This window comes from Pseudomonas sp. NPDC085632 (assembly GCF_044541255.1).
Classification (GTDB): domain Bacteria; phylum Pseudomonadota; class Gammaproteobacteria; order Pseudomonadales; family Pseudomonadaceae; genus Aquipseudomonas.
Window position 1 is genome coordinate 1 of record NZ_JBITSX010000022.1, and the last position, 22,953, is coordinate 22,953.

Here is a 22,953-nt window from a genome sequence, read left to right on the forward strand (position 1 = left end):
GCCAAGGCACGCGAGAAAGGCGTGATCGTCGCATTCGAAGCGGCCGTGGCCGGTGGCATTCCGGTGATCAAGGCGATCCGTGAAGGCCTGTCCGCCAACCGCATCAACTGGGTCGCCGGGATCATCAACGGCACCGGCAACTTCATCCTCACCGAAATGCGCGAGAAGGGCCGTACCTTCGAAGACGTGCTGGCCGAAGCTCAGGCGCTGGGCTACGCCGAAGCCGATCCGACTTTCGACGTTGAAGGCATCGACGCCGCGCACAAGCTGACGATTCTGGCCTCCATCGCGTTCGGCATTCCGCTGCAATTCGACAAGGCTTACACCGAAGGCATCACCAAGCTGACCACCGCTGACGTGAATTATGCCGAAGCGCTGGGCTATCGCATCAAGCACCTCGGTGTGGCGCGCAGCACAGACGCCGGCATCGAGTTGCGCGTGCACCCGACGCTGATCCCGGCCGATCGCCTGATCGCCAACGTCAACGGCGTGATGAACGCGGTGATGGTCAACGGTGACGCCGCCGGTTCGACGCTGTTCTACGGCGCCGGCGCTGGCATGGAACCGACCGCTTCGTCGGTGATCGCCGACCTGGTCGACGTGGTTCGCGCCATGACGTCCGACCCGGAAAACCGTGTACCGCACCTGGCTTTCCAGCCGGACTCGCTGTCGGCCCATCCGATCCTGCCGATCGAAGCCTGCGAAAGCGCTTATTACCTGCGCATTCAGGCCAAGGACCATCCGGGCGTACTTGCTCAGGTGGCAAGCATCCTGTCGGAGCGCGGTATCAACATCGAGTCGATCATGCAGAAGGAAGTCGAGGAACACGACGGTCTGGTGCCGATGATCCTGCTGACCCACCGAGTGGTCGAGCAGCGCATCAACGATGCCATCGCCGCCCTCGAAGCGCTGGCCGGCGTGAATGGTCCGGTGGTCCGGATCCGCGTCGAACACTTGAATTAACAGCAGCGGCAAGTTTTCAGCTTCAAGCTGCAAGTAAAAGCAGAGCCGCTTTTCACTTGTAGCTTGCAGCTCACAGCTTGTAGCTCAAACCGAAGGTTTGCCCTTATGCGTTATATCAGTACCCGCGGCCAGGCACCGGCCCTGAATTTCGAAGACGTCCTGCTGGCCGGTCTCGCCACCGACGGCGGTCTGTACGTTCCGGAAAACCTGCCACGTTTCACTCAGGAAGAAATCGCTTCCTGGGCCGGCCTGCCGTATCACGAACTGGCCTTCCGCGTGATGCGCCCGTTCGTCACCGGCAGCATTCCGGACGCCGATTTCAAAAAGATTCTTGAAGAAACCTACGGCGTGTTCGCCCACAGCGCCGTGGCGCCGCTGCGTCAACTGAACGGCAACGAATGGGTGCTGGAGCTGTTCCACGGCCCGACCCTGGCGTTCAAGGACTTCGCCCTGCAATTGCTCGGTCGCTTGCTCGATTACGTGCTGGAAAAACGCGGTGAGCGCGTGGTGATCGTCGGTGCCACCTCCGGTGATACCGGTTCGGCCGCGATCGAAGGCTGCAAGCACTGCGAAAACGTAGACATCTTCATCCTGCATCCGCACAACCGTGTGTCGGAAGTGCAGCGTCGCCAGATGACCACGATTTTCGGCGAGAACATCCACAACATCGCCATCGAAGGCAACTTCGATGACTGCCAGGAAATGGTCAAGGCGAGCTTCGCCGACCAGAGCTTCCTCAAGGGCACGCGTCTGGTGGCGGTGAACTCGATCAACTGGGCGCGGATCATGGCCCAGATCGTCTACTACTTCCACGCAGCCCTGCAGTTGGGCGGCCCGGCGCGTTCGGTGTCGTTCTCGGTGCCGACCGGCAACTTCGGCGACATCTTCGCCGGCTACCTGGCACGCAACATGGGCCTGCCGATCAACCAGTTGATCGTCGCCACCAATCGCAACGACATCCTGCACCGCTTCATGAGCGGCAATCAGTACGTCAAGGAAACCCTGCACGCCACGCTGTCGCCGTCGATGGACATCATGGTCTCGTCGAACTTCGAACGCCTGCTGTTCGACCTGCACGGTCGCAACGGCGCAGCGATTGCTGGTCTGATGGATTCGTTCAAACAGGGCGGCGGTTTCAGCGTCGAGCAAGAGCGCTGGACTGAAGCGCGCAAACTGTTCGACTCGCTGGCCGTAGACGATGCGCAGACTTGCGAAACCATCGCCGAAGTCTACGAGCAGACGGGCGAAGTGCTGGATCCGCACACCGCCATTGGCGTCAAGGCTGCGCGCGAATGCCGTCGCAGTCTGGACATCCCTATGGTCATTCTGGGCACCGCTCACCCGGTGAAATTCCCTGAGGCCGTAGAGAAAGCCGGTGTAGGAAAAGCGCTCGAGCTACCTGCACATCTTTCTGATTTGTTTGAGCGAAACGAGCGCTGCACCGTTTTGCCAAACGAGCTGAAAGCCGTGCAAGCCTTTGTCAGCCAGCATGGCAACCGCGGCAAGCCGCTTTGAGCCATTAAAAGCTGTCACATTTTGAAGCCCGTCTCCTGACGGGCTTTTTTGTTTCTGCTGCCACACTGCTCGGGTTTTCACCCATGAAGGACGGGTGAGTCGATCACGAAGGAAGTGGCAATGCTGTTTTATAGAGGTTTGAAACCGGCACTGGGTGTGTTGTTTTTGTTCGGATTATTGGCGTTGATGCGCTGCAGCATGGCGGCGCAATTGGCGCTGCACGCTGATGCCGTGACGTCCAGAGTCCAGCCCATCGAACTGGCTGCACACGAGCGTCAATGGATTCGCGACAACCCCAAGGTGACGGTGACGTCGGTGCAGTATCCGTTGTATCTGTTTCAGGATGAGCACGGGCAGTGGAGCGGCTTGAACAACGACGTGCTCAAGCGCGTGACGGCGATGACCGGGCTGCAGTTTGTGCATCAGGAGTCGTTCTCGACGGATCACATGCTCGAGCGCCTGGAGAGCGGAGCGGCCGATATCAGTACAACCTTGGCCATGAGCGAGGAGCGCAAGGCATTCCTGGATTACAGCCACGCGTTCGGTGGCGCGGGCTGGGTGTTTGTCGGCCGCGCTGACGCACCTCGGCTGGATGCTTTCGAGCAGTTGAGTAAACGGGTGCTGGTGCTGCCGGCCCGGCATGCGCTGGAGGACATGATCAGGCGGGACTTTCCCTCGATCGAGATTCGCTCGGTCAAGACCTACGCCGAGGCACGGGCGCTGGTCGAGAGCGGTGAGGCCTACGCCACCATCGAAAACGAAATCGGCGCGCAACTTTATCCCTTGGGCATGCTCAAGGTAGGCGGTGTGGTCGAGGGCAAATGGGAAGCCGATAACCTGGCTGTGCGCAAAGGCATGCCGGTGCTCCTGAGTATTCTCAACAAGGCCCTTGAGGCGTTTCCCGCAGCCGAATTGCGGGCGATCCGCCTGAAATGGCTGGAAGGTATTGCACCGGCGCCCGTGCCGTCAGTCTGGCAGCAGATGCTTGAATGGGGTTGCTGGGGCATGTGCGGGCTTGGCGTGTTCGGCCTGCTGTCACTGATATGGAATCGGCGTCTGACCGCCGTGATCAAACTGCGGCGCGCGGCGGAAAAGGATCTGGGCGATCAACTGGCATTTCAGCATGCATTGATCGACTCCATGCCGGATCCTGTGTTCGTTCGTGATCTGCAAGCGCGGCTGATCATGTGCAATCGCAGCTATGAGGAGGCCTTGTCGATTCGACTGGACCAGGTGCTCGGGAAGTTGCTGATCGAGGTTGACGCGCTGCCGCAGGCTACAGCGCTGATGCTGCACGATGAATTCCTGGTGCAGTTGCGCACGCGCAAGTCGCGTTTCAGCAAACGGCGATTGCAGTTCAAGAGCGGCACCCGTGAGGTCTATCAGTGGACGGTGCCGTTTTACAGCGCCGACGGCAAATTGCGGGGGCTTTTGGGCGGTTGGACAGACATCACCCAGCGTCGTACAGAGAGCGGGTGTCGATGTCTGCAATGAAGATGGGAAATGTCCTATAAGACGCGGCTACTTTTCCGATGGGAGGCTTAGGATGGCTGCCCTAGAGTGACAACAACTGCGGTGAGAATCCGCGATTGTCGCTTCAGAGGTCGCTTATGCGCTCGCTTAAAGTCCTGATACTTGAACCCAACCCGTTCCAGCTGATGGCATTGCATCAAATGCTCAATGCCATTGGTATCTATGACGTACTGACGGCACCGTCGCTGGCATCTGCCTTGTCGTCATTGCGCCATCGCGGCGCGGTCGACATCGCCATCTGCGATCCACAACTCAAGGGTGGTGATGGCCTGGCGCTGATTCATCATCTGGCGATTCAGCATGAGGCGCGTGCGCTGATCCTGCTGGGTGTGGTCGCACCGAGCCTGCTGAACGATCTCGAACCCTTGCTGTGCGAACACCACCTGCGGCTGTTGGGGCGCCTGCAAACGCCCGTGTCGGCGGTATTGATGCGCGGTTTGCTCGACAGTTACCTGATCGCCGCTTCGTCACCCGTACGGGGTTGACGGGGGCGGTTATTTTTCTGTCATCTTCGCCGTGCATGCTCTGACAGACCGGTGACACTCCAGGAACGGGGCAGTCGGTTTGCAGAACTTTCTTCTCGGGCCGGTGGTCATTTATTGTGAACACGCCCCAGGCACACAGTTTTCGGACTATTGAGTGGAGATCGAGATGGAAAGTATCAGTCTATTGCTCGGTGAGGCTCTGAGCCCGTATCAGGTTTCGTTGTCTCCAAGCGGTTCCCATGGCGAATGCCTGGTGACCTTGAAGAACAGCAGCGGCGCCATTGTGGTGGAACGCGAATTCAATCAGGCACAGCTGAGCGACAAGCGCCAACTGACCGATGTCGTTGACGGCTTGCACCGCGACGTTCTGATAGCTGAAGGACGGCTGGAACCCTGTGTGATCGCGGCATTGCGCAACGCTGCGCTGGACAAACGTGCGGCGCTGTAAAGATGAAATATTTTTTGTGGGAACCTTCCTGCATCCCTGTCAGTCAGACCCCATAACAGCAGGATCAAGCATTGTGCTCCGGTGCTTGTCGCTTGCTGCTACGGGTCTTTATGTAGGCCACGTTTAACCCCGAGTCGTCTCCCCACTTCTCGGGGTTTCTTTTGTCCGGCGTTTGCTCATTGCGCTGCCTGATGTTCGAAAAACGTGCGGGCCTCTTCGAGATAATCCGCACGCCGGTCAGGGTCCAGCCATGCAGCGTAGAGCTGATTCAGGTGTTCATGGGGCAGGGTGCGCAGCAGATGGTTGATCTCGGTGATCGCCTGACGTCCCTGCGTGGTGTCGGAACATGCCACATAGCCAGACAGATATTTCCCGTTGCCCTGAATCGGATAGAACTCCAGCTCATCTTCATTGATCTGCGCCTGCTTCGCCTGATAGCGAATCTCCGGCCAGTAGCCCAACACCACCTGCAACCGACCGAGGCGCTGCATTGAAAGCAGATTGGTCAGCGCATCGTTGCCGTAATGCGCAGTCAGGGCACCGTTGGGCGCTTGATGCAAAAGGGTGTCGATGAACTCGCCATAGCTGCGTTCCGCTACCACACCGACTTTGCGCTCCGTAGCGGCCAGCAGCGCCGACAGATCGACTTCACCGTCGACCAGATACGGCTCGAGTACCGAGCGATCTCGCTGGCGAACCACCAGGCCATTGCTCACGGCGCGAATCGCCGGGATCGAATACGAGACCCACTGCGCGCGCTCCTTGTTCCACAGCAGCGCGGGGTCACAGGCAAACGGGTTTTCATGGAGCATCTGCAGACCGCGGGCGCGATTGACCCGCATTAGCGTGTGCTCGTACTGCGGCATGCCAGCGATCAGCAACGGCATCAGTTGGTCAATCACGCCCTGGCCCTTTTTCGGGCCTTCGAAAATGGTCAGTGGCGGCAGGTCACGCAGTAACCAGATCAGCGTCGGCTTCGCCTGCGCTCCCGTCGACAGCGCGAGCAAAAACAACAGGCCGAACAGCCGCCACGTCCACCAGTGGTGAGCGCGGTTGGTGTGCGATGTCTGCCGGCGTTTCAGCTTAAATGGCTCCGTCTTCGCGCAGCTTGGCGATCTGTCTCTCGTCGTAGCCAAGGTCGTGAAGTACCTGCGCATTGTGTTCACCCAGTTGCGGTCCGACCCATTCTGAACTGCCCGGTGTATCAGAGAGTTTCGGCACAATGCCCGGCATCTTGAAGTCTTTGCCATCAGGCAACTTGGCGTGCAGGAACATCTCTCGGGCCAGGTACTGTGGATCGTTGAACATGTCCTCGGCACTGAAGATCCGGCTGGCCGGCACCTCGGCTTGATTGAGCAGGTCGAGCACGGTTTGCAATGGCAGCGAATTGACCCAGCGATCAATCACCCCGTACAACTCGTCGCGGCGACCGTCGCGCCCGTCATTGCTGGCCAATCTCGGATCGTTGGCCAGATCTTCGCGACCGATAATCAGCATGAAGCGTTTGAAGATTGCATCGCCATTGGCGCCGATCTGCACGTGTTTGCCGTCGGCGCTGGTGTGAATCGAAGAGGGCGTGATGCCGGGCATGATGTTGCCGGTGCGCTCGCGGATAAAACCGAACACATCGAACTCGGGCACCATGCTTTCCATCATCGCGAAAATGGCTTCGTACAACGCCACATCGACGACCTGGCCGAGGCCACCGTTGACCTCACGATGCCGCAGCGCCATCAGCGCGCCGATCACGCCCCACAGCGCGGCAATCGAATCGCCGATGGAAATCCCGGTGCGCACCGGTGGCCGATCCTCGAAACCGGTGATGTAACGCAGACCGCCCATGGATTCGCCGACCGCACCAAAGCCCGGCTGATCCTTCATCGGCCCGGTCTGGCCGAAACCGGACAGGCGCACCATCACCAGTTTCGGATTCAGCGCGTGCAAGGTTTCCCAGCTCAGGCCGAGTTTTTCCAGGACGCCGGGGCGGAAGTTTTCAATGAGGATGTCGGCTTCGCTGAGCAGTTGTTTGAGGATCGCCAACCCTTCGGGGTGTTTGAGGTTCAGCGTCAGTGACTTCTTGTTGCGCGCCTGAACGAACCACCACAACGAGGTGCCTTCATACAGCTTGCGCCATTTACGCAGCGGATCACCGCCGTCCGGTGACTCGATCTTGATCACTTCGGCACCGAACTCGCCGCAAATGCGCGAGGCAAACGGCCCGGCAATCAATGTACCCAATTCAATGACTTTCAGACCCGAGAGCGGTTTGCTGGTGAACGGCATGCGAAATCCTGTAGGACAAGGCTGAACGGATACAGCGTTTTAACATAGCCGGCTGTCAGACGCCGCAGGTTGATCGCCATCAATTCGATGATTGCCTACCGCATCGGTTAGACTTGCCGACTTTCCTCGTATCAAGAAGCCCGTTCATGGCCCAGCCGTCCACTACCTACAAGTTTGAACTGAACCTCACCGACCTCGACCGCAGTGTCTACGAGAGCGTCAAGCAGACCATCGCCCGTCACCCTTCGGAAACCGAAGAGCGCATGACCGTGCGACTGCTGGCCTACGCGCTCTGGTACAACGAGCAGTTGTCGTTTGGCCGTGGTCTGTCAGACGTGGACGAACCTGCGCTGTGGGAAAAGAGCCTGGATGATCGTGTTCTGCACTGGATCGAAGTCGGCCAGCCAGACGCCGACCGTCTGACCTGGTGCTCGCGTCGTACCGAACGCACCAGCCTGCTCGCCTACGGCAGCCTGCGCGTTTGGGAGACCAAAGTGATCCCGGCGATCAAGAATCTGAAAAACGTCAACATCGCTGCGGTTCCGCAAGAAGTGCTGGAAACCCTGGCCAAGGACATGCCCCGTGTTATCAAGTGGGACGTGATGATCAGCGAAGGCACGATCTTCGTCACCGACGACCGTGGTCAGCACGAAGTCCAGTTGCAGTGGCTGCAAGGTGAGCGCGGCTGATCCCGCGCCTTCAACTGAATAATCCCACGTAATAAAGAGAAGTCTCCGTCACCCCATGCGCATCGAACCTCGTCAACTGCCTGCCACTCTGCCCTTTCTGGGTGATATTCCGCCGCTGCTGACTCGCCTGTACGCGGCGCGGGGTGTGCAGTCCGAGGCAGAACTGGACAAGAGCCTGGCGCGGTTGATCCCGTTCCAGCAACTCAAAGGCATCGATGCAGCGGTGGACCTGCTGGTGACGGCGCTGGAGCAACGCCAGCGCATTCTCATCGTCGGGGACTTCGATGCGGACGGAGCGACGGCCAGCACCGTTGGCATGCTCGGCTTGCGTTTGCTCGGTGCAGCGCATGTTGATTATCTGGTGCCGAACCGCTTTGAATATGGCTACGGTCTGACCCCGGAAATCGTCGAAGTCGCTTTGACCCGCGAGCCGCATTTGCTGGTCACCGTCGACAACGGCATTTCCAGCGTCGAGGGCGTGGCAGCGGCCAAGCGCGCAGGCCTGAAGGTCTTGATCACCGACCACCACTTGCCCGGCGATGAACTGCCCCAGGCCGATGCGCTGGTCAACCCGAACCAGCCCGGTTGCGAATTCCCAAGCAAGGCGCTGGCCGGCGTCGGGGTGATTTTCTACGTGTTGATGGCGTTGCGCGCGCGTTTGCGTAGCCTCGGCTGGTACGAGAGCAAGCCGCAACCGAACATCGGTGAACTGCTTGATCTGGTAGCGCTGGGCAGCGTTGCCGACGTGGTGCCGCTGGACGCCAACAACCGGATTCTGGTGCATCAGGGGCTCGAACGGATTCGCGCCGGTCGCGCACGGCCGGGGATCAAAGCGATTCTTGAAGTGGCCAAGCGTGACGCCACCCGCATCACCTCCACGGATCTCGGTTTCATCGTCGGCCCCCGCCTGAATGCCGCTGGGCGTCTGGATGACATGAGCCTGGGCATCGAATGCCTGCTCACCGCCGACGCCAACCTGGCCCGGGAAATGGCTGCGCAACTGGACGGCATGAACCAGGACCGCAAATCCATCGAGCAGGGCATGCAGCGGGAAGCGCTGGCGCAGCTCAAGGATTTGCCGGTGGAGTCAATGCCGTTTGGCTTGTGCCTGTTCGATCCGGAGTGGCACCAAGGTGTGATCGGCATCCTCGCCTCACGTATGAAAGAGCGTTATTTCCGCCCGACCATTGCCTTTGCCGATGCTGGTGATGGTTTGCTAAAAGGGTCGGGGCGCTCTGTTCAGGGCTTCCATATCCGTGATGCCCTGAGTGTGGTCGCGGCGCAGCATCCGAACCTGATCGCCAAGTACGGTGGTCACGCGATGGCCGCCGGTCTGACCTTGCCACAGGAGAACTTTGCGCTTTTCGCCGAGGCATTCGACGCTGAAGTGCGTAGGCAACTTCGCGAGGAAGACCTGACCGGGCGCATGCTGTCGGACGGCACGCTGGCGGTCGAAGAGTTCCACCTCGAACTGGCCCGCGCGCTGCGCCACGCCGGGCCTTGGGGACAGCACTTTCCGGAGCCGCTGTTTCACGGTGTGTTCCAGTTGGTTGAGCAGCGGGTGGTTGGCGAGCGTCACCTGAAAGTGGTGCTGAAAAGCGAGTGTGGCTCGGTGAAGCTGGATGGCATTGCCTTTGGCATTGATCGCGATATCTGGCCGAACCCGACGATTCAGTGGGTTGAACTGGCTTATAAGCTCGACGTTAACGAGTTTCGGGGTAACGAGACCGTTCAGTTGATGATTGCCCACATCGAACCGCGTTGACGCCATTCACGAGCAGGCTCGCTCCCACATTTTGGAATGCATTCCCCTGTGGGAGCGACGGTGCGACGATTCGACTTGCTCGCGAAAGCGTCCGTTAACACACTGAATCACTCTGAACCCTCCCTCATCCCCGGTTGTCGACTAGGCTCTAAGCACTGCTTGATTGGCCTTGTGACGTCTTGTCGAATTTTTTGCCCGCGGGGGCGGGTGCTGCACCTTTTCCTGTCACTCGTCGACTATTCAAACAGAACCCTGGAGCCTGCCCACTGATTTGAGAGGTGCCCCATGAGTCTGCTGCTTGAACCCTTCACCCTCCGCCAACTGACCTTGCCCAACCGCATTGCCGTCTCACCGATGTGCCAATACTCCAGCGTAGACGGCCTGGCCAACGACTGGCACTTGGTACACCTCGGCAGCCGCGCCGTGGGCGGTGCCGGTCTGGTATTTACCGAAGCCACAGCCGTCACGGCCGACGGGCGGATCACCGCCGAAGACCTTGGCTTGTGGAACGACGAGCAGATCGCACCGCTGCAACGCATTACCCGATTCATCACGTCGCAAGGCGCAGTCGCCGGCATTCAATTGGCTCACGCCGGGCGCAAGGCCAGCACCCATCGGCCGTGGATCGGCAAACATGGCAGCGTCAAACCGGAAGATGGCGGCTGGGCACCGGTCGGGCCGTCGCCGATTGCTTTCGATCCGCAACATACGCAACCGAAACAGCTTGATGAGGGGCAGATTGCCGACGTCATTCAGGCGTTTGTCGACGCCGCGAAACGTGCCTTGAAAGCGGGTTTCAGCGTGGTCGAGGTACACGCGGCGCATGGTTATCTGCTGCATCAGTTTCTTTCGCCGCTGAGCAATCAACGGCGGGATCAGTACGGTGGTTCTTTTGAAAATCGTATTCGTCTGGTGCTGCAAGTCACTGAAGCGGTGAGAGCGGTCTGGCCTGAGGAATTGCCGGTGTTTGTCCGCGTGTCGGCCACTGACTGGGTGGAGGACGGCTGGAACCCGGATGAAACCGTGGAGCTGGCGCGACGCCTGCACACCCTTGGTGTGGATCTGATCGACGTGTCATCGGGGGGGACGGCGGCCAACGCGGAAATCCCGGTCGGGCCGGGTTATCAGACGCGCTTCGCCGAACGTGTGCGCAAAGAGTCAGGCATCGCCACCGGCACTGTGGGAATGATTACCGAGCCGGCGCAGGCCGAGCATATTCTGCGCACCTGTCAGGCCGACATCATCTTCCTTGCCCGCGAACTGTTGCGTGATCCGTATTGGCCGCTGCACGCGGACGATGATCTGGGTGGGCGCAAAGCGGTGTGGCCGGCGCAGTATCAGCGCGCGACTCATCGGGATCAGCCGATTCATGAGTCTGATTTGCGCGATTAAGTCAGTCGAGATAAAGCAAAAAGCCCCGGTCAGTGATAGCCGGGGCTTTTTTTCGTCTGGTTGTTCTTTGTTGCCATGCTGGCGCCATCGCTGGCAAGCAGCTCCCACAGGTTTGGTGGCGTACGCAAAGTTTGTGCTTGACACCATTCACTGTGGGAGCTGGCTTGCCAGCGATGAGGCCTGTGCAGGCGCCTCAAATCATCAAGGGTATTTACGCTTGTCCGGCGCAGGCGGGAAATACTGGTACAACCAGGTCTCGCTCAACGTGCGGTCATTGGTGCGAATAAACAGCCGCAGCTCCACCGGCTCCACGCTGTCACTGGTCGGGTACCAGTCAAACAGAATCCGGTACCCCTTGATGTCATCCAGCACCAGCACGCTGAAGTCCTGCACCTTGCCGTTCGAGCACGTCACCACCGGCTCAATCCCGGTGCCCTGCGGCAGGCGGTCCAGACCCCCACCGGTGAAGTCCACGGCAAAGCGACGCGCCCACACCGGCGGGTAATGCTCGCCCGGTGCCCATCCCTCAACAAAACCGCCCATGCCGGAACGGGTCGCGTGTACGCGGGCCAACGGCGTGCCCACCGGCGGCAGAGCGCTCCAGTAAAGCTTGTAGCCATAGTTCAGCGAATCGCCGGCAGCCACCGGTTTTTTCGGTGTCCAGAACGCGACGATGTTATCGAGGGTCTCGCCGGTCGTAGGAATTTCCAGCAGATCGATAGAGCCTTCGCCCCACGCGGTGGTCGGTTCTACCCACAGGCTCGGGCGCTTGCTGTACCAGTCGACGGTGTCCTGATAGTTGGCGAATTCATGGTCGGTCTGCACCAGACCGAATCCTTTCGGATCGGTGTCGGCAAACGCATTGAACTGCAGGGTCGCCGGGTTGTTCAGCGGACGGCAGATCCACTCGCCGTTGCCGCGCCACATCGCCAGACGATCCGAGTCGTGGATCTGCGGGTGGATGGTGTCGCACATGCGGCGCTCGTGGGTGCCGCAACTGAACATACTGGTCATCGGCGAGATGCCCAATTGCTCGATCGCCGTGCGCGCATTGATGTGCGCATCGACTTCCATCACCACGCGCTCGGCCTGGCAGTCGATGTCGAAACGGTAAGCGCCAGTGGCACTCGGCGAGTCGAGCAGGGCATACACCACAAATCGGGTGGCGTTCTTGTCCGGTGTCTCGAACCAGAACTTGGTGAAGTCAGGGAATTCTTCGCGTTTTTTCGCGTACGTGTCGATCGCCAGGCCGCGCGCCGAGAGGCCATATTGGCCAGTGGCGTCTACCGCACGGAAATAGCTGGCGCCGAGGAACGACAACACATCGTGACGATCCAGCTCCGGTGCTTTGAACAGCTTGAAGCCGGCAAAACCGAGGTCACCCTTGAGCTGCTGGGTGTCGACAGAAGTGTTTTCATAGTTGAACAGTGCGGGGCGGAAATGCACTTCGCGGGCAGTGCGCGTCTTGGCGTCGACGCTGTACATGCGCACCGGCTGACGGAACCCCATGCCGACGTGGAAGAACTGCACGTCCAGTTGGCCCTTGTTCTCCTTCCACAGCGAATGCTCGCCGTCGTAGCGGATCGCGTTGAAGTTCTGCGGGGTCATGGTCGCCAGGGTTGGCGGCAGCACCTGTTTGGTGTCCTGATAGGCGCTGGCAGCCAGTTGCTTGGCCTGGCGCTTCAGCGCTTCGAAGTCGAAGGCCTGCGCCTCGCCATCGGCGGCGCCGCCATTGGCCGCCCACGCACGGGTGGCCAGCAGGCCGGTGGCCGAAAGACCGGTGTAAGCCGCAATGGCCATGGACGCTTTGAGCAAATTCCTGCGGTGCATAAATTACAACCTGTCGTGAGCAATCCCGCGCCGTTCCTGGCACGTGCTGGATCAGAAATAACGGTTCGGACAAGCCTTCGGCCAAACGCAACGGACTATTAACAGATGCCCGCTAGCTTAAACGGTTCGCTCGCAATGCAAAATTCGTTGATTCACCGCGCCAGTGTGTCAATGAAACAAGACATGTCGGTTAAAAATCTTACGGGGCTTTCTGATTTACACGGCATATCTGCTTTTTTCGACTAATTACTCTAAAAACCGCTTTTCAGCGCCGATTTAATTTCTATTCTATGGGCATGACCGGTGCGGACCGGTAGGGCACACGGCGCTGCTGTAAGGGGCAGGGCGATGTGGTGGTTTAGCAATTCTTTGAAGTATTGAAGGACATCGTCCATGGCAAAAATACAAGGTATCACCGACATGCTGGGCATCTTTCCCTGCCTCGGCAGCGGCCGCAAAAGGCGTCGGCTCAGCTCTGACGAAGTGAAACTGGTGGAGCGTTATCGGGAGCTTTCGGAGAATGACCGGATTGCGATGCGGTATCTGGTGGATGCGATGCGGAGTGTTTCGCGGTTTTAACGCTGGGGTGGGCACCGTGAAAGCCATTTGGCTTTTACGCTGGCCAGGTCAATCAAATTGCCTGCGTCGGCATCGTCGATGCCGACGGCAATGGCCTTCTGAAGCTCGGCACTGTCGTTTAGTTTCAGGTAAGAGATCGCAAAGCTTTCATCACAGGGAATGACTTCCTCAATCTGAGGACATTTGAGAACAGTTCTACTCATCTGAATTCAACTCGCTAGAGGGGACACGCTTAACCTGTGGCGAGGGAGCTAGCTTCCTCGCCACAGTTTTTTGTTTATGAGCCTTAGCTGCAAGTACCCAGAACCGGATAAGGCCGCTGGCCTTGCATCAACTCCGGCACATCCCGCCATTTGACCCACGCCTGCTGTTGCCAGTGCAGCAACGGCACGGTGACGCCTGCCCAATGCATCGAACTCACGCTGGGGTGGTTTTTCACAGAGCTTGAATGGGTTTCGCGCAGCATCGGGATGACTTCATGGCTCAGCCATTGGCGCAGGTGTCGGTTTTCCGGGACGAAGTGATGGACGAGCAGGGCGAACAGGCCGGATTCGCTGACCATCGCGCAATCGATGATTTCGCCGTCCCGACGCAGAAGGACATGGCGACGCTGATCGGGATCGAGTTTCAGGGTGAGACGTTCGTTTAGCGGATAGCCCATCAAGCGACCGAGATCTTGCACGCAGAACCAGGCTTCGTGGTCTTGCATGAAGGCGTGGAGGAAACGGTTGTGGCGGGTGAAGATGGTGGGGGTGAAGAAAGCAGAGGTTTCAGAAGGAATTTGTACGTGGTTAGGCATTTTTCGACTCCAATATTGAGAATAGAGCCGCCACTCAAGTGAGTGCGGTCACGCCGTGTTGATATTTATTCCGGCTCCGACACCGGGCCGCTGATTTCGCCGCCGAGGGAAAGCCTATCGGCTAGCCACCTACTACGCCAAGTCGGCTCTATCGATACCTTCTGTAGGAAAACGTGCTTATCTCTGAAGGCAGAATCTGTAGGAAATGGCTGATTTTGCAGTGTCAGCAGCAACCGACCGCCCAAGCCGTAGTTTTTCCTTTATCTATTCGGATCCACGGAATGAACTGCATGAGTGCCATCAGGGCTAAGAGGTCGAGGCCTGCAATCCGGTAAAAATAATCCTGCGATAAGCGGCGGTTGCAGATATCTCGATCAAGTAATACGTTGTTCCATTGAGTAATACTTTAGGGGTATGACATGTCGACGACCATGACCAGCAAGGGGCAAGTCACAATCCCCAAGCCAATTCGTGATGCTTTGCATCTTACGCCGGGCTCGGCCATTGAGTTCAGCGTCAACGATCATGGCGAAGTGGTTCTGCATAGTGCTAAGCGCGAATCGGGAAAAGCGCGAGCTCCTGATCGATTTGATGCCGTAAGGGGCAAAGCCGATATCAAATGGCGAACCGATGATTTAATGGCCTTGCTCCGAGGGGATGATTGATGGTGCTGGTCGATACGAATGTGTTGATTGATGTGCTCGAAGACGATCCGGTCTGGGCCGATTGGTCGATTCAGCAACTTCGTGCTCAATCACTGATCCATGAGTTAGCCATCAACCCGATAGTTTATGCAGAGCTATCACAGACATTTTCGACGTTTGAGGCATTGGACGGAGTAGTGAGTCAACTGGGATTGGTCATGCAGGAGATTCCTAGACCCGCACTGTTTTTAGCTGGTAAGGCCTTCGTGAAGTATCGGAAGGTTGGCGGTGGAAAGCATAATGTTCTGGCGGATTTTTTCATCGGAGCACATGCGGCCGTAAAAAAATTACCCTTGTTGACGAGAGACTCCAAGCGTTACCGCAATTATTTCCCTTCAGTCGAATTGGTAACGCCGTCCTGAGTTTATGGATTGCTACACGACGAGCGGTCTCGCAAATCGCCCCGGTAAGAATGAACCTACCGGGGCGATTCTGCTTTAGCGACTCACCTTCCAAGCATCCCCAGCCGGCGCCTTGCCATGGTCATACGGCTTGCCAATCCACATATAAACCAGCCCCAAACCAATCACGATCGCGGTGCTCAACACCATCGCATAGTTCACATACCACGCTGCATCCGGCGTACGTGGCCAAGCCATGTTGATGATTGCGCCAACGCCGTACACCAGCGCGCCAATGTTCACCGGCCAGCCCCATGCGCCGAGGGTGAATTTGCCGCTCGGTTTCCAGCCTTTGCTGCGGGCGTACAGCGCGGCCAGGACGATCATCTGGAATGCGAGGTAGATGCCGATGGCGGCGAAGCTGACGATGGTGGCTACGGCATCTTGCAGGAAGAAGCCGAGGGCGATGATCAGGGCCGGCAGGATGCCGGACACGAACAGTGCGGCAACCGGTACTTGGGTGGTAGGAGAAATCTTTTTCAGCAGTCGGCTGCCGATGACCATTTCGTCCCGAGCGTAGGAGTACAGCAGACGGCTTGCCGCTGCTTGTAGGCTGATGACGCAGGAGATGAAGGAAATCATTACCACGCCCATCACCACTTTCGAACCGACCGGGCCGAAGGCGTTGTTGAGGATGGTGGTGACCGGGTCCTTGTCGGTGCCGTTGATCACCGCTTGCATGTCCGGTACGGCGAGGATCAGCGCGAGGCAGGCGAACATCGCCGCGATGCCGCCGATGTAGATGGTCATGCGCATCGCCACCGGGATTTTTGCGCTGGGGTTCGGGGTTTCTTCGGCGACGTCGCCACAGGCCTCGAAGCCGTAGTAAAGGAACATCCCCGCCAGCGAGGCAGTGAGAAACGCCGGCAGGTACGAGCCGTCGACGCTGATGTCGAAGGTGTTGAACAGCACGCTCAGCGGTTGGTGACGTTCGAACACCAACAAGTAAACACCGACGATCACCGCGCCGACCAGTTCGCAGAGAAAGCCGAACATGGCGATGCGCGCCAGCACTTTGGTGCCGCTGAGGTTGACCAGTGTGGCGAACAGGGTCAGCACCAGCGCGATGACGATGTTGGTGTTGTTGCTCGGCTCAAAACCGAGCATGGCGGCCAGGTACGGGCCAGCGCCGACCGCAACGGCTGCGATGGTAACGCAGAGGGCGATGGAGTAGATCCAGCCGACCATCCACGCCCATTTTTTACCGACCAAGCGGCGTGCCCAGGGGTAGACGCCGCCGGAAATCGGGAACTGCGAAACCACTTCGCCGAAGATCAGGCACACCAGCAACTGGCCGCAACCCACCAGCAAGTAGGCCCAGAACATCGGTGGGCCGCCGGCGGCGAGGCACAGACCGAAGAGGGTATAAACGCCTACGACCGGTGACAGATAAGTGAAGCCCAACGCGAAGTTTTCCCACAGGCTCATGCTGCGGTTGAAGTTCGAGGTGTAGCCCAGTTTGCGCAGTTGTTCGGCATCGCTGTCGGCAACGGCTGCGGCGAGATCGGGTGAGGAACTCATGTGTGTTTTGCTCCGTGAAATCGGCAGATTTCGGATGGCCGAGGCCGTGGCGGGGCTTTTTGGGCGCCGCCCGGTTCGGTAGTTGTTGTTTTGGTTTCGGTGAAGCCTGGTGGTGAATCGCCGACATCGTCCGTGTGTCGCGGAAAAGATCGCAGCCTGCGGCAGCTCCTACAGAAGAGCGGCGTCCATCTTGTAGGAGCTGCCGCAGGCTGCGATCTTTTCGCTATTAATGCTTGAACATCACATGCCGAACCGTGGTGTAGTCCTCCAGCCCATACATGGACATATCCTTCCCGTAACCGGACAATTTCTGACCGCCATGGGGCATTTCGCTGACGAGCATGAAGTGCGTGTTCACCCACGTGCAGCCGTACTGCAAGCGCGCCGACATGCGATGCGCGCGTCCTACATCCGCCGTCCAAACAGAGGACGCGAGGCCGTAGTCCGAATCGTTGGCCCACTCCAGCGCCTGCGCTTCATCGGTGAATTTGGTCACCGAAACCACCGGCCCAAACACTTCGCGGCGAACGATTTCATCGTCCTGCTGCGCATCGGCCAGCACCGTCGGTTCGAAGAAGAAACCATTGCCTTCAACAGCCTTGCCACCAGTAATCAAACGAATATGCGGCTGCGCCACAGCACGCTCAACAAACCCGGCTACACGGTCGCGATGTTGCGCTGTGATCAGCGGCCCCAGTTCAGTCGATGGATCATCCTGCAAGCCGTACTTGATGCTGCTGACCGCCGTGCCGAGCTTCTCGACAAATTTGTCGTAGATACCTTGCTGCGTATAAATCCGGCACGCGGCGGTGCAATCCTGCCCAGCGTTGTAGAAACCAAAGGTGCGAATACCTTCCACCGCCGCATCGATATCGGCGTCGTCGAAGATGATCACTGGCGCCTTGCCGCCCAGTTCCATATGCATGCGTTTGACGCTGTCGGCAGTGTTGGAAATGATGTTGGCGCCCGTGGCGATGGAGCCGGTCAGCGAAACCATGCGCACTTTCGGGTGCGTGACCAACGGGCTGCCGACGGTAGGACCGCGACCAAATACCAGATTGAGTACACCCGCCGGGAAGATTTCCGACGCCAGTTCGGCGAGACGCAACGCGGTCAGCGGGGTTTGTTCCGACGGCTTGAGCACCACGGTATTACCGGCCGCCAGCGCCGGCGCGATTTTCCAGGCGACCATCATCAGCGGGTAGTTCCACGGCGCGATGGAGGCGATCACGCCGACCGGGTCGCGACGGATCATCGAGGTGTGGCCGGGCAGGTATTCGCCACCGGCCGAACCGCTCATGCAACGGCTGGCGCCGGCGAAGAAACGGAACACGTCGGCAATCGCCGGAATTTCGTCGTTGAGCGCGGCGCTGTAGGGTTTGCCGCAGTTGTCAGATTCGAGTTTGGCCAGTTCTTCGCCGTGGGCTTCGATGGCATCGGCGAGTTTGAGCAGCAGCAGCGAGCGGTCTTTCGGCGCGGTTTGCGACCACTCGGCGAAGGCGTTATCGGCGGCGCGTACGGCGGCATCGACCTGGGCTTCAGTGGCTTCGTTGATCTCTACCAGGACTTCGCCAAGCGAAGGATTGAGCACCGGTTGCGCCGGGCCTTCGCCATTGACCAGTTGGCCGTTGATCAAGAGTTTGGTTTGCATGCTTTTGTCCTCTTTGAATCTATTATTTTTCTGCCGAAACCGGATTGAAACTGTGGGAGCGAGCCTGCTCGCGAAAGCGGTGTATCAGTCGACATCGATGTTGGATGTGACGGCCTCTTCGCGAGCAGGCTCGCTCCCACAGGGGGGGGGGTGTCTGTTATGAGTTCATTTGCCACCACTGCCGGCGACGCTCTCGCCACCACGCGTCAGGTAATACGCACCGAGAATCGGCAACATGGTCACCATCATCACCAGCATCGCGACGACGTTGGTCACCGGCACATCCCGTGGTCGGCTCAGTTGATTGAGCAGCCACAATGGCAACGTGCGTTCATGCCCGGCGGTAAACGTGGTGACGATGATTTCGTCGAACGACAGCGCAAACGCCAACATGCCGCCCGCCAGTAAGGCCGAGCCGAGGTTCGGCAGGATGATGTAGCGAAAGGTCTGCCAGCCATCGGCGCCGAGGTCCATCGAGGCCTCGATCAAACTGTGCGAAGTACGGCGCAAGCGGGCGATAACATTGTTGTAGACGATCACCACGCAGAAGGTCGCGTGGCCGACGATGATGGTGAACATCCCCGGCTCGATCCCCAGCGTCTTGAACGTCGCCAGCAGCGCGATCCCGGTGATGATCCCCGGCAACGCAATCGGCAAGATCAACATCAGCGAAATGCCCTGTTTGCCGAAGAAGTCGCGGCGATACAGTGCTGCCGAAGCCAAGGTGCCGAGCACCATCGCAATCAACGTGGCGATGGCTGCGATCTGTAATGAAAGCTTGATCGACTCCAGAACATCCGGTCGCGAAAACGCCACGCTGAACCAGTGCAGCGTGAAGCCCTTCGGAGGGAAACTGAACGCGGCTTCCTCGGTGTTGAAGGCGTACAGGAAGATGATCAGGATCGGAAAGTGCAGAAACACTAATCCGCCCCAGGCTGTGATCTTTAAGCCTAATGATGCTTTCTCAGAGTGCATCGAAGGCCCCCAGTCGTTTGACGATGGACAGGTAAACCGCGATCAACACAATCGGCACCAGCGTGAACGCCGCCGCCATCGGCATGTTGCCGATCGCACCTTGCTGCGCGTACACCATGCTGCCGACAAAGTAGCCCGGCGGCCCGACCAGTTGCGGCACGATGAAGTCGCCCAGGGTCAGCGAAAACGTGAAGATCGAACCCGCAGCGATGCCCGGAATCGACAGCGGCAAAATCACCTGCATAAAGGTCTGACGCGGCTTGGCGCCGAGGTCAGCGGAGGCCTGCAACAGCGACGGCGGCAGACGTTCCAGCGACGCCTGAATCGGCAGAATCATGAACGGCAGCCAGATGTAGACAAACACCATGAACCGCCCGAGATGCGAGGTCGACAAGGTGCTGCCGCCGACGCCGGGAATCCCCAGAATGAACTGCAACACCGGCTCCAATCCAAGGTGTTGCACAAACCACTGCGCCACGCCGCCCTTGGCCAACAGCAATGTCCATGCATACGCCTTGACGATGTAACTGGCCCACATCGGCATCATCACCGCGATGTAGAAAAACGCCTTGGTTTTGCCCGTGGTGTAGCGCGCCATGTAGTAGGCGATCGGGAACGCGACGATGGCGCTGGCGATCGACACGACGACGGCCATGCTCAGCGTGCGCAGGATGATGTCGAAGTTCGACGGCTGAAACAACGCAGCGAAATTGGCCAGGGTCAGGTCAGGGGTGACCGCCATGGTGAAGTCGTCGAAGGTATAGAACCCTTGCCACAACAGCACCAGCAGCGAGCCAAGATAAATCGCGCCAAACCACAGCAGCGGCGGCACCAGCAGCATCGACAAATACAGGTTCGGCTTGCGGTAGAGCAGGTTGGAAAACCTGCGCAACGGCGGCGATGTTGTCATCGCGAGCGTGCTCATGTCACACCCCGCTCGCCACGGTATCGTGTAATGGGATCATCGCTTCCCGCGCCCAACGCGCGCTCAGGCGCTGACCGGTCTGATGCTGCGCGCTGCTGTCGATCCACTGATTGTTGGCGTGACTGATGCTCAGGGTCTGGCCGTTTTCCAGTTTCAATTCATAGCGCGTGGCGCTGCCCTGATATTGAATGTCGTGGAGCAATCCGCTGACTTCGATTTCGTGGCTGGCGAGTGGGCCTTCGGCAAACCGCACGTGTTCCGGGCGAATCGAAAACGGCTGCGGATGACCGCTGATTTCCTGGGCCAGATCGCCGCGAATCACGTTCGAGGTACCGACGAATTCAGCCACGAATGTAGTGGTCGGTTTCATGTACAAATTGCGTGGCGTGTCGACCTGTTCGATGCGGCCCTTGTTGAACACGGCGACACGGTCGGACATCGACAGCGCTTCGGTTTGATCGTGGGTGACGAAGATGAAAGTGATGCCGAGCTGGCGTTGCAGCTTCTTCAGTTCGCTTTGCATTTGCTCGCGCAGTTTCAGATCGAGTGCGCCCAAAGGCTCATCGAGCAACAGCACGCGCGGACGATTGACCAAGGCGCGGGCGAGGGCGACACGCTGGCGCTGACCGCCGGATAGCTGCACCGGTTTGCGCGCGCCGTAACCGCCGAGGGCGACCATGTCCAAGGCTTCTTCGGCACGATTGTGACGTTCGGTTTTGCCGACGCCTTTGACCTTCAAACCGTAGGCGACGTTGTCGAGGACGTTCATGTGCGGGAACAGCGCGTAATCCTGAAACACCGTGTTGACGTCGCGTTGATACGGCGGCAACCCGGCTGCTTCAGCACCGTGAATTCGGATCGAGCCAGCGCTCGGTTGCTCGAACCCGGCGATCAGACGCAGGCAGGTGGTTTTGCCCGAACCGGATGGGCCGAGCATGGAAAAGAACTCGCCGTCCTCTATATCGATGGAAACCCGGTCGACGGCCTTCACTTCGCCGAACTGCCGGGAAACGTTGGTGAACTGGACTGCAAGCGTCATGGTGCGGTGCTCCGGTAAAGCGGGCTTTCAAAAAAGTCGTGTGTGCGTCGAAAAGATCGCAGCCTGCGGCAGCTCCTACAGTAGGTGTGCAGGGCGCTGGAATTGCTTTTAGCTCCCTCTCCCTCCGGGAGAGGGCGGGGGGTGAGGGCAGCGGTTTCGGCCTTTGCTCTGAAATCAAGAGCAAGGTCAAAAGCTACCCCCTCACCCCAGCCCTCTCCCCCAGGGGGGCGAGGGGGAAAGGGAGCTCGACCGAGTTGTTCCCTGGCTTAACGGCCGCCCATGATCGCAATGTAGTCCTGGGTCCAGCGGCTATACGGCACGAACTTGCCACCTTCAGCCTGCGGGGTTTTCCAGAAGGCGATCTTGTCGAACTGGTCGAAACCGTTGGTTTTGCAGCCTTCCGCGCCAAGCAATTCGCTCTCCTTGCACGCCGCCGGCACCGCCGGCAACGAGCCAAACCACGCCGCCACATCACCCTGGACTTTCGGTTTCAGCGACCAGTCCATCCACTTGTACGCGCAGTTCGGGTGCTTGGCCTCGGCGTGCAACATGGTGGTATCAGCCCAGCCAGTAGCGCCTTCTTTCGGAATGGTCGAAGCGATCGGCTGCTTCTCGTTCATCAAACCGTTGACCTGATACGGCCAGGCGCTCGACGCCACCACGCCTTCGTTTTTGAAGTCGCTCATCTGCACCGTGGTGTCGTGCCAGTAGCGGTGGATCAACGGCTGCTGCGCGCGCAACAGATCGAGCACGGCTTTGTACTGATCTTCAGTGAGTTGGTACGGATCCTTGATGCCCAGTTCTGGCTTGGTCGACTTCAAATACAGCGCCGCATCGGCGATATAGATCGGGCCGTCATAGGCCTGCACTCGGCCTTTGTTCGGTTTGCCATCGGGCAGATCCTGCGCGGCGAACACCACGTTCCAACTGGTCGGCGCGGTTTTGAACACGTTGGTGTTGTACATCAACACGTTCGGGCCCCACTGGTACGGGGTGCCGTAAGTCTGGTTGTTGACCACGTACCACGGCGCATCTTTGAGGCGCGGGTCGAGGGTGTTCCAGTTCGGGATCAACGCGGTGTTGATCGGTTGCACCCGCTTGCCGACGATCAGCCGCAGCGAGGCATCGCCCGACGCGGTGACCAGGTCGTAACCGCCCTTGGCCATCAGGCTGACCATTTCGTCAGAGGTGGCCGCTGTTTTCACGTTGACCTTGCAGCCGGTTTCCTGCTCGAAACCGGTCACCCAGTCATAGGCTTTATCGCTCTCGCCACGTTCGATGTAACCCGGCCACGCAACGATATCCAGCTGACCTTCGCCAGCACCGACAGCCTTCAACGGCTCGGCCGCTTGCAGGCTGGCGCTGGCCAGCAGGGCCGTGGTGATTGCACTGAGCAGTGCGGTCTTGTGCACGAACATGGTTGAACCCTCTTCTTTAAATTATGGTCGGGGCAGTT

22 protein-coding genes are annotated in these 22,953 nt (G+C 58.9%); 11 read left to right on the plus strand and 11 right to left on the minus strand.

Features of this window, described 5'->3' with window-relative positions; all coding sequences use genetic code 11:
• The 5 genes from ACIF4X_RS15650 to ACIF4X_RS15670 all read left to right on the plus strand — a co-directional run.
• The coding region (locus ACIF4X_RS15650; protein ID WP_397482832.1) for a homoserine dehydrogenase at positions 1-963 on the plus strand (963 nt) is incomplete at its 5' end.
• Between the two features lie 105 nt (positions 964-1,068).
• Positions 1,069-2,478 (plus strand): threonine synthase, encoded by a 1,410-nt coding sequence (gene thrC, locus ACIF4X_RS15655; RefSeq protein WP_397482833.1) that lies wholly within the window; start codon positions 1,069-1,071, stop codon positions 2,476-2,478.
• Between the two features lie 120 nt (positions 2,479-2,598).
• On the plus strand, positions 2,599-3,972 hold the full coding sequence (locus ACIF4X_RS15660) for a transporter substrate-binding domain-containing protein (protein ID WP_397482834.1): 1,374 nt from the start codon (positions 2,599-2,601) through the stop codon (positions 3,970-3,972).
• A 116-nt stretch (positions 3,973-4,088) separates the two neighbouring features.
• On the plus strand, positions 4,089-4,496 hold the full coding sequence (locus ACIF4X_RS15665; protein ID WP_397482835.1) for a response regulator: 408 nt from the start codon (positions 4,089-4,091) through the stop codon (positions 4,494-4,496).
• A gap of 166 nt (positions 4,497-4,662) precedes the next feature.
• Positions 4,663-4,944, plus strand: coding sequence for a DUF3509 domain-containing protein (locus ACIF4X_RS15670; RefSeq protein WP_134174817.1), 282 nt, complete (start codon positions 4,663-4,665; stop codon positions 4,942-4,944).
• Between the two features lie 176 nt (positions 4,945-5,120).
• Here ACIF4X_RS15670 and ACIF4X_RS15675 read toward each other — a convergent pair whose 3' ends face one another.
• Positions 5,121-6,101 (minus strand): TIGR02285 family protein, encoded by a 981-nt coding sequence (locus tag ACIF4X_RS15675; protein WP_397482836.1) that lies wholly within the window; start codon positions 6,099-6,101, stop codon positions 5,121-5,123.
• A complete protein-coding gene (locus tag ACIF4X_RS15680; RefSeq protein ID WP_397482837.1) occupies positions 6,028-7,227 on the minus strand; it encodes a CaiB/BaiF CoA transferase family protein in 1,200 nt (399 codons plus the stop codon). Before ACIF4X_RS15680 ends, ACIF4X_RS15675 begins: the two co-directional genes overlap by 74 nt.
• Positions 7,228-7,373: 146 nt before the next feature.
• Here ACIF4X_RS15680 and ACIF4X_RS15685 point away from each other — a divergent pair, with 146 nt between their 5' ends.
• From ACIF4X_RS15685 to ACIF4X_RS15695, 3 genes are all read left to right on the plus strand, one after another.
• Positions 7,374-7,916, plus strand: a complete 543-nt coding sequence (locus tag ACIF4X_RS15685) for a YaeQ family protein (RefSeq protein WP_007908961.1) — start codon at positions 7,374-7,376, stop codon at positions 7,914-7,916.
• Positions 7,917-7,971: 55 nt separating this feature from the next.
• Positions 7,972-9,681: a single-stranded-DNA-specific exonuclease RecJ gene (gene recJ, locus ACIF4X_RS15690; protein ID WP_397482838.1), complete on the plus strand. Its 1,710-nt coding sequence runs from the start codon at positions 7,972-7,974 to the stop codon at positions 9,679-9,681.
• A 285-nt stretch (positions 9,682-9,966) separates the two neighbouring features.
• Positions 9,967-11,073, plus strand: a complete 1,107-nt coding sequence (locus ACIF4X_RS15695) for an NADH:flavin oxidoreductase/NADH oxidase (RefSeq protein ID WP_397482839.1) — start codon at positions 9,967-9,969, stop codon at positions 11,071-11,073.
• A gap of 201 nt (positions 11,074-11,274) precedes the next feature.
• On the opposite strand, the gene ACIF4X_RS15700 is transcribed toward ACIF4X_RS15695, so the two are convergent.
• Positions 11,275-12,903, minus strand: a complete 1,629-nt coding sequence (locus ACIF4X_RS15700) for a glucan biosynthesis protein D (RefSeq protein ID WP_397482840.1) — start codon at positions 12,901-12,903, stop codon at positions 11,275-11,277.
• 393 nt (positions 12,904-13,296) lie between these two features.
• On the opposite strand from ACIF4X_RS15700, the gene ACIF4X_RS15705 reads away from it, so the two are divergent.
• Complete coding sequence (locus ACIF4X_RS15705; protein WP_007908956.1) at positions 13,297-13,482, plus strand: hypothetical protein; 186 nt, start codon at positions 13,297-13,299, stop codon at positions 13,480-13,482.
• On the opposite strand, the gene ACIF4X_RS15710 is transcribed toward ACIF4X_RS15705, so the two are convergent.
• Both ACIF4X_RS15710 and ACIF4X_RS15715 read right to left on the minus strand, forming a co-directional pair.
• The gene (locus ACIF4X_RS15710) at positions 13,479-13,685 is read right to left on the minus strand and encodes a hypothetical protein (protein WP_134174828.1); all 207 of its coding nucleotides are present in this window, start codon (positions 13,683-13,685) and stop codon (positions 13,479-13,481) included. The two genes, ACIF4X_RS15705 and ACIF4X_RS15710, sit on opposite strands and share 4 nt — an antisense overlap.
• A gap of 83 nt (positions 13,686-13,768) precedes the next feature.
• Positions 13,769-14,281, minus strand: a complete 513-nt coding sequence (locus ACIF4X_RS15715; protein ID WP_397482841.1) for a Bro-N domain-containing protein — start codon at positions 14,279-14,281, stop codon at positions 13,769-13,771.
• Between the two features lie 419 nt (positions 14,282-14,700).
• Here ACIF4X_RS15715 and ACIF4X_RS15720 point away from each other — a divergent pair, with 419 nt between their 5' ends.
• Together ACIF4X_RS15720 and ACIF4X_RS15725 are read left to right on the plus strand one after the other, a co-directional pair.
• Positions 14,701-14,946 carry an AbrB/MazE/SpoVT family DNA-binding domain-containing protein gene (locus ACIF4X_RS15720; protein WP_082341390.1) on the plus strand — a complete coding sequence of 82 codons (246 nt, stop codon included), beginning with the start codon at positions 14,701-14,703 and terminating at the stop codon, positions 14,944-14,946.
• The gene (locus ACIF4X_RS15725; RefSeq protein WP_397482842.1) at positions 14,946-15,347 is read left to right on the plus strand and encodes a type II toxin-antitoxin system VapC family toxin; all 402 of its coding nucleotides are present in this window, start codon (positions 14,946-14,948) and stop codon (positions 15,345-15,347) included. Before ACIF4X_RS15720 ends, ACIF4X_RS15725 begins: the two co-directional genes overlap by 1 nt.
• A gap of 75 nt (positions 15,348-15,422) precedes the next feature.
• Here ACIF4X_RS15725 and ACIF4X_RS15730 read toward each other — a convergent pair whose 3' ends face one another.
• The 6 genes from ACIF4X_RS15730 to ydcS all read right to left on the minus strand — a co-directional run bounded on the left by ACIF4X_RS15730 (position 15,423) and on the right by ydcS (position 22,915).
• The gene (locus ACIF4X_RS15730) at positions 15,423-16,907 is read right to left on the minus strand and encodes an APC family permease (protein WP_397482843.1); all 1,485 of its coding nucleotides are present in this window, start codon (positions 16,905-16,907) and stop codon (positions 15,423-15,425) included.
• 226 nt (positions 16,908-17,133) lie between these two features.
• Positions 17,134-18,558 carry a gamma-aminobutyraldehyde dehydrogenase gene (locus ACIF4X_RS15735; protein WP_397482844.1) on the minus strand — a complete coding sequence of 475 codons (1,425 nt, stop codon included), beginning with the start codon at positions 18,556-18,558 and terminating at the stop codon, positions 17,134-17,136.
• A 165-nt stretch (positions 18,559-18,723) separates the two neighbouring features.
• Positions 18,724-19,533: an ABC transporter permease gene (locus ACIF4X_RS15740; RefSeq protein ID WP_397482845.1), complete on the minus strand. Its 810-nt coding sequence runs from the start codon at positions 19,531-19,533 to the stop codon at positions 18,724-18,726.
• Positions 19,523-20,443 carry an ABC transporter permease gene (locus tag ACIF4X_RS15745; RefSeq protein WP_397482880.1) on the minus strand — a complete coding sequence of 307 codons (921 nt, stop codon included), beginning with the start codon at positions 20,441-20,443 and terminating at the stop codon, positions 19,523-19,525. Before ACIF4X_RS15745 ends, ACIF4X_RS15740 begins: the two co-directional genes overlap by 11 nt.
• 16 nt (positions 20,444-20,459) lie before the next feature.
• The gene (locus tag ACIF4X_RS15750) at positions 20,460-21,497 is read right to left on the minus strand and encodes an ABC transporter ATP-binding protein (RefSeq protein WP_397482846.1); all 1,038 of its coding nucleotides are present in this window, start codon (positions 21,495-21,497) and stop codon (positions 20,460-20,462) included.
• A gap of 266 nt (positions 21,498-21,763) precedes the next feature.
• Positions 21,764-22,915, minus strand: a complete 1,152-nt coding sequence (ydcS, locus tag ACIF4X_RS15755) for a putative ABC transporter substrate-binding protein YdcS (protein WP_158829609.1) — start codon at positions 22,913-22,915, stop codon at positions 21,764-21,766.
• Positions 22,916-22,953: the final 38 nt, after the last annotated feature.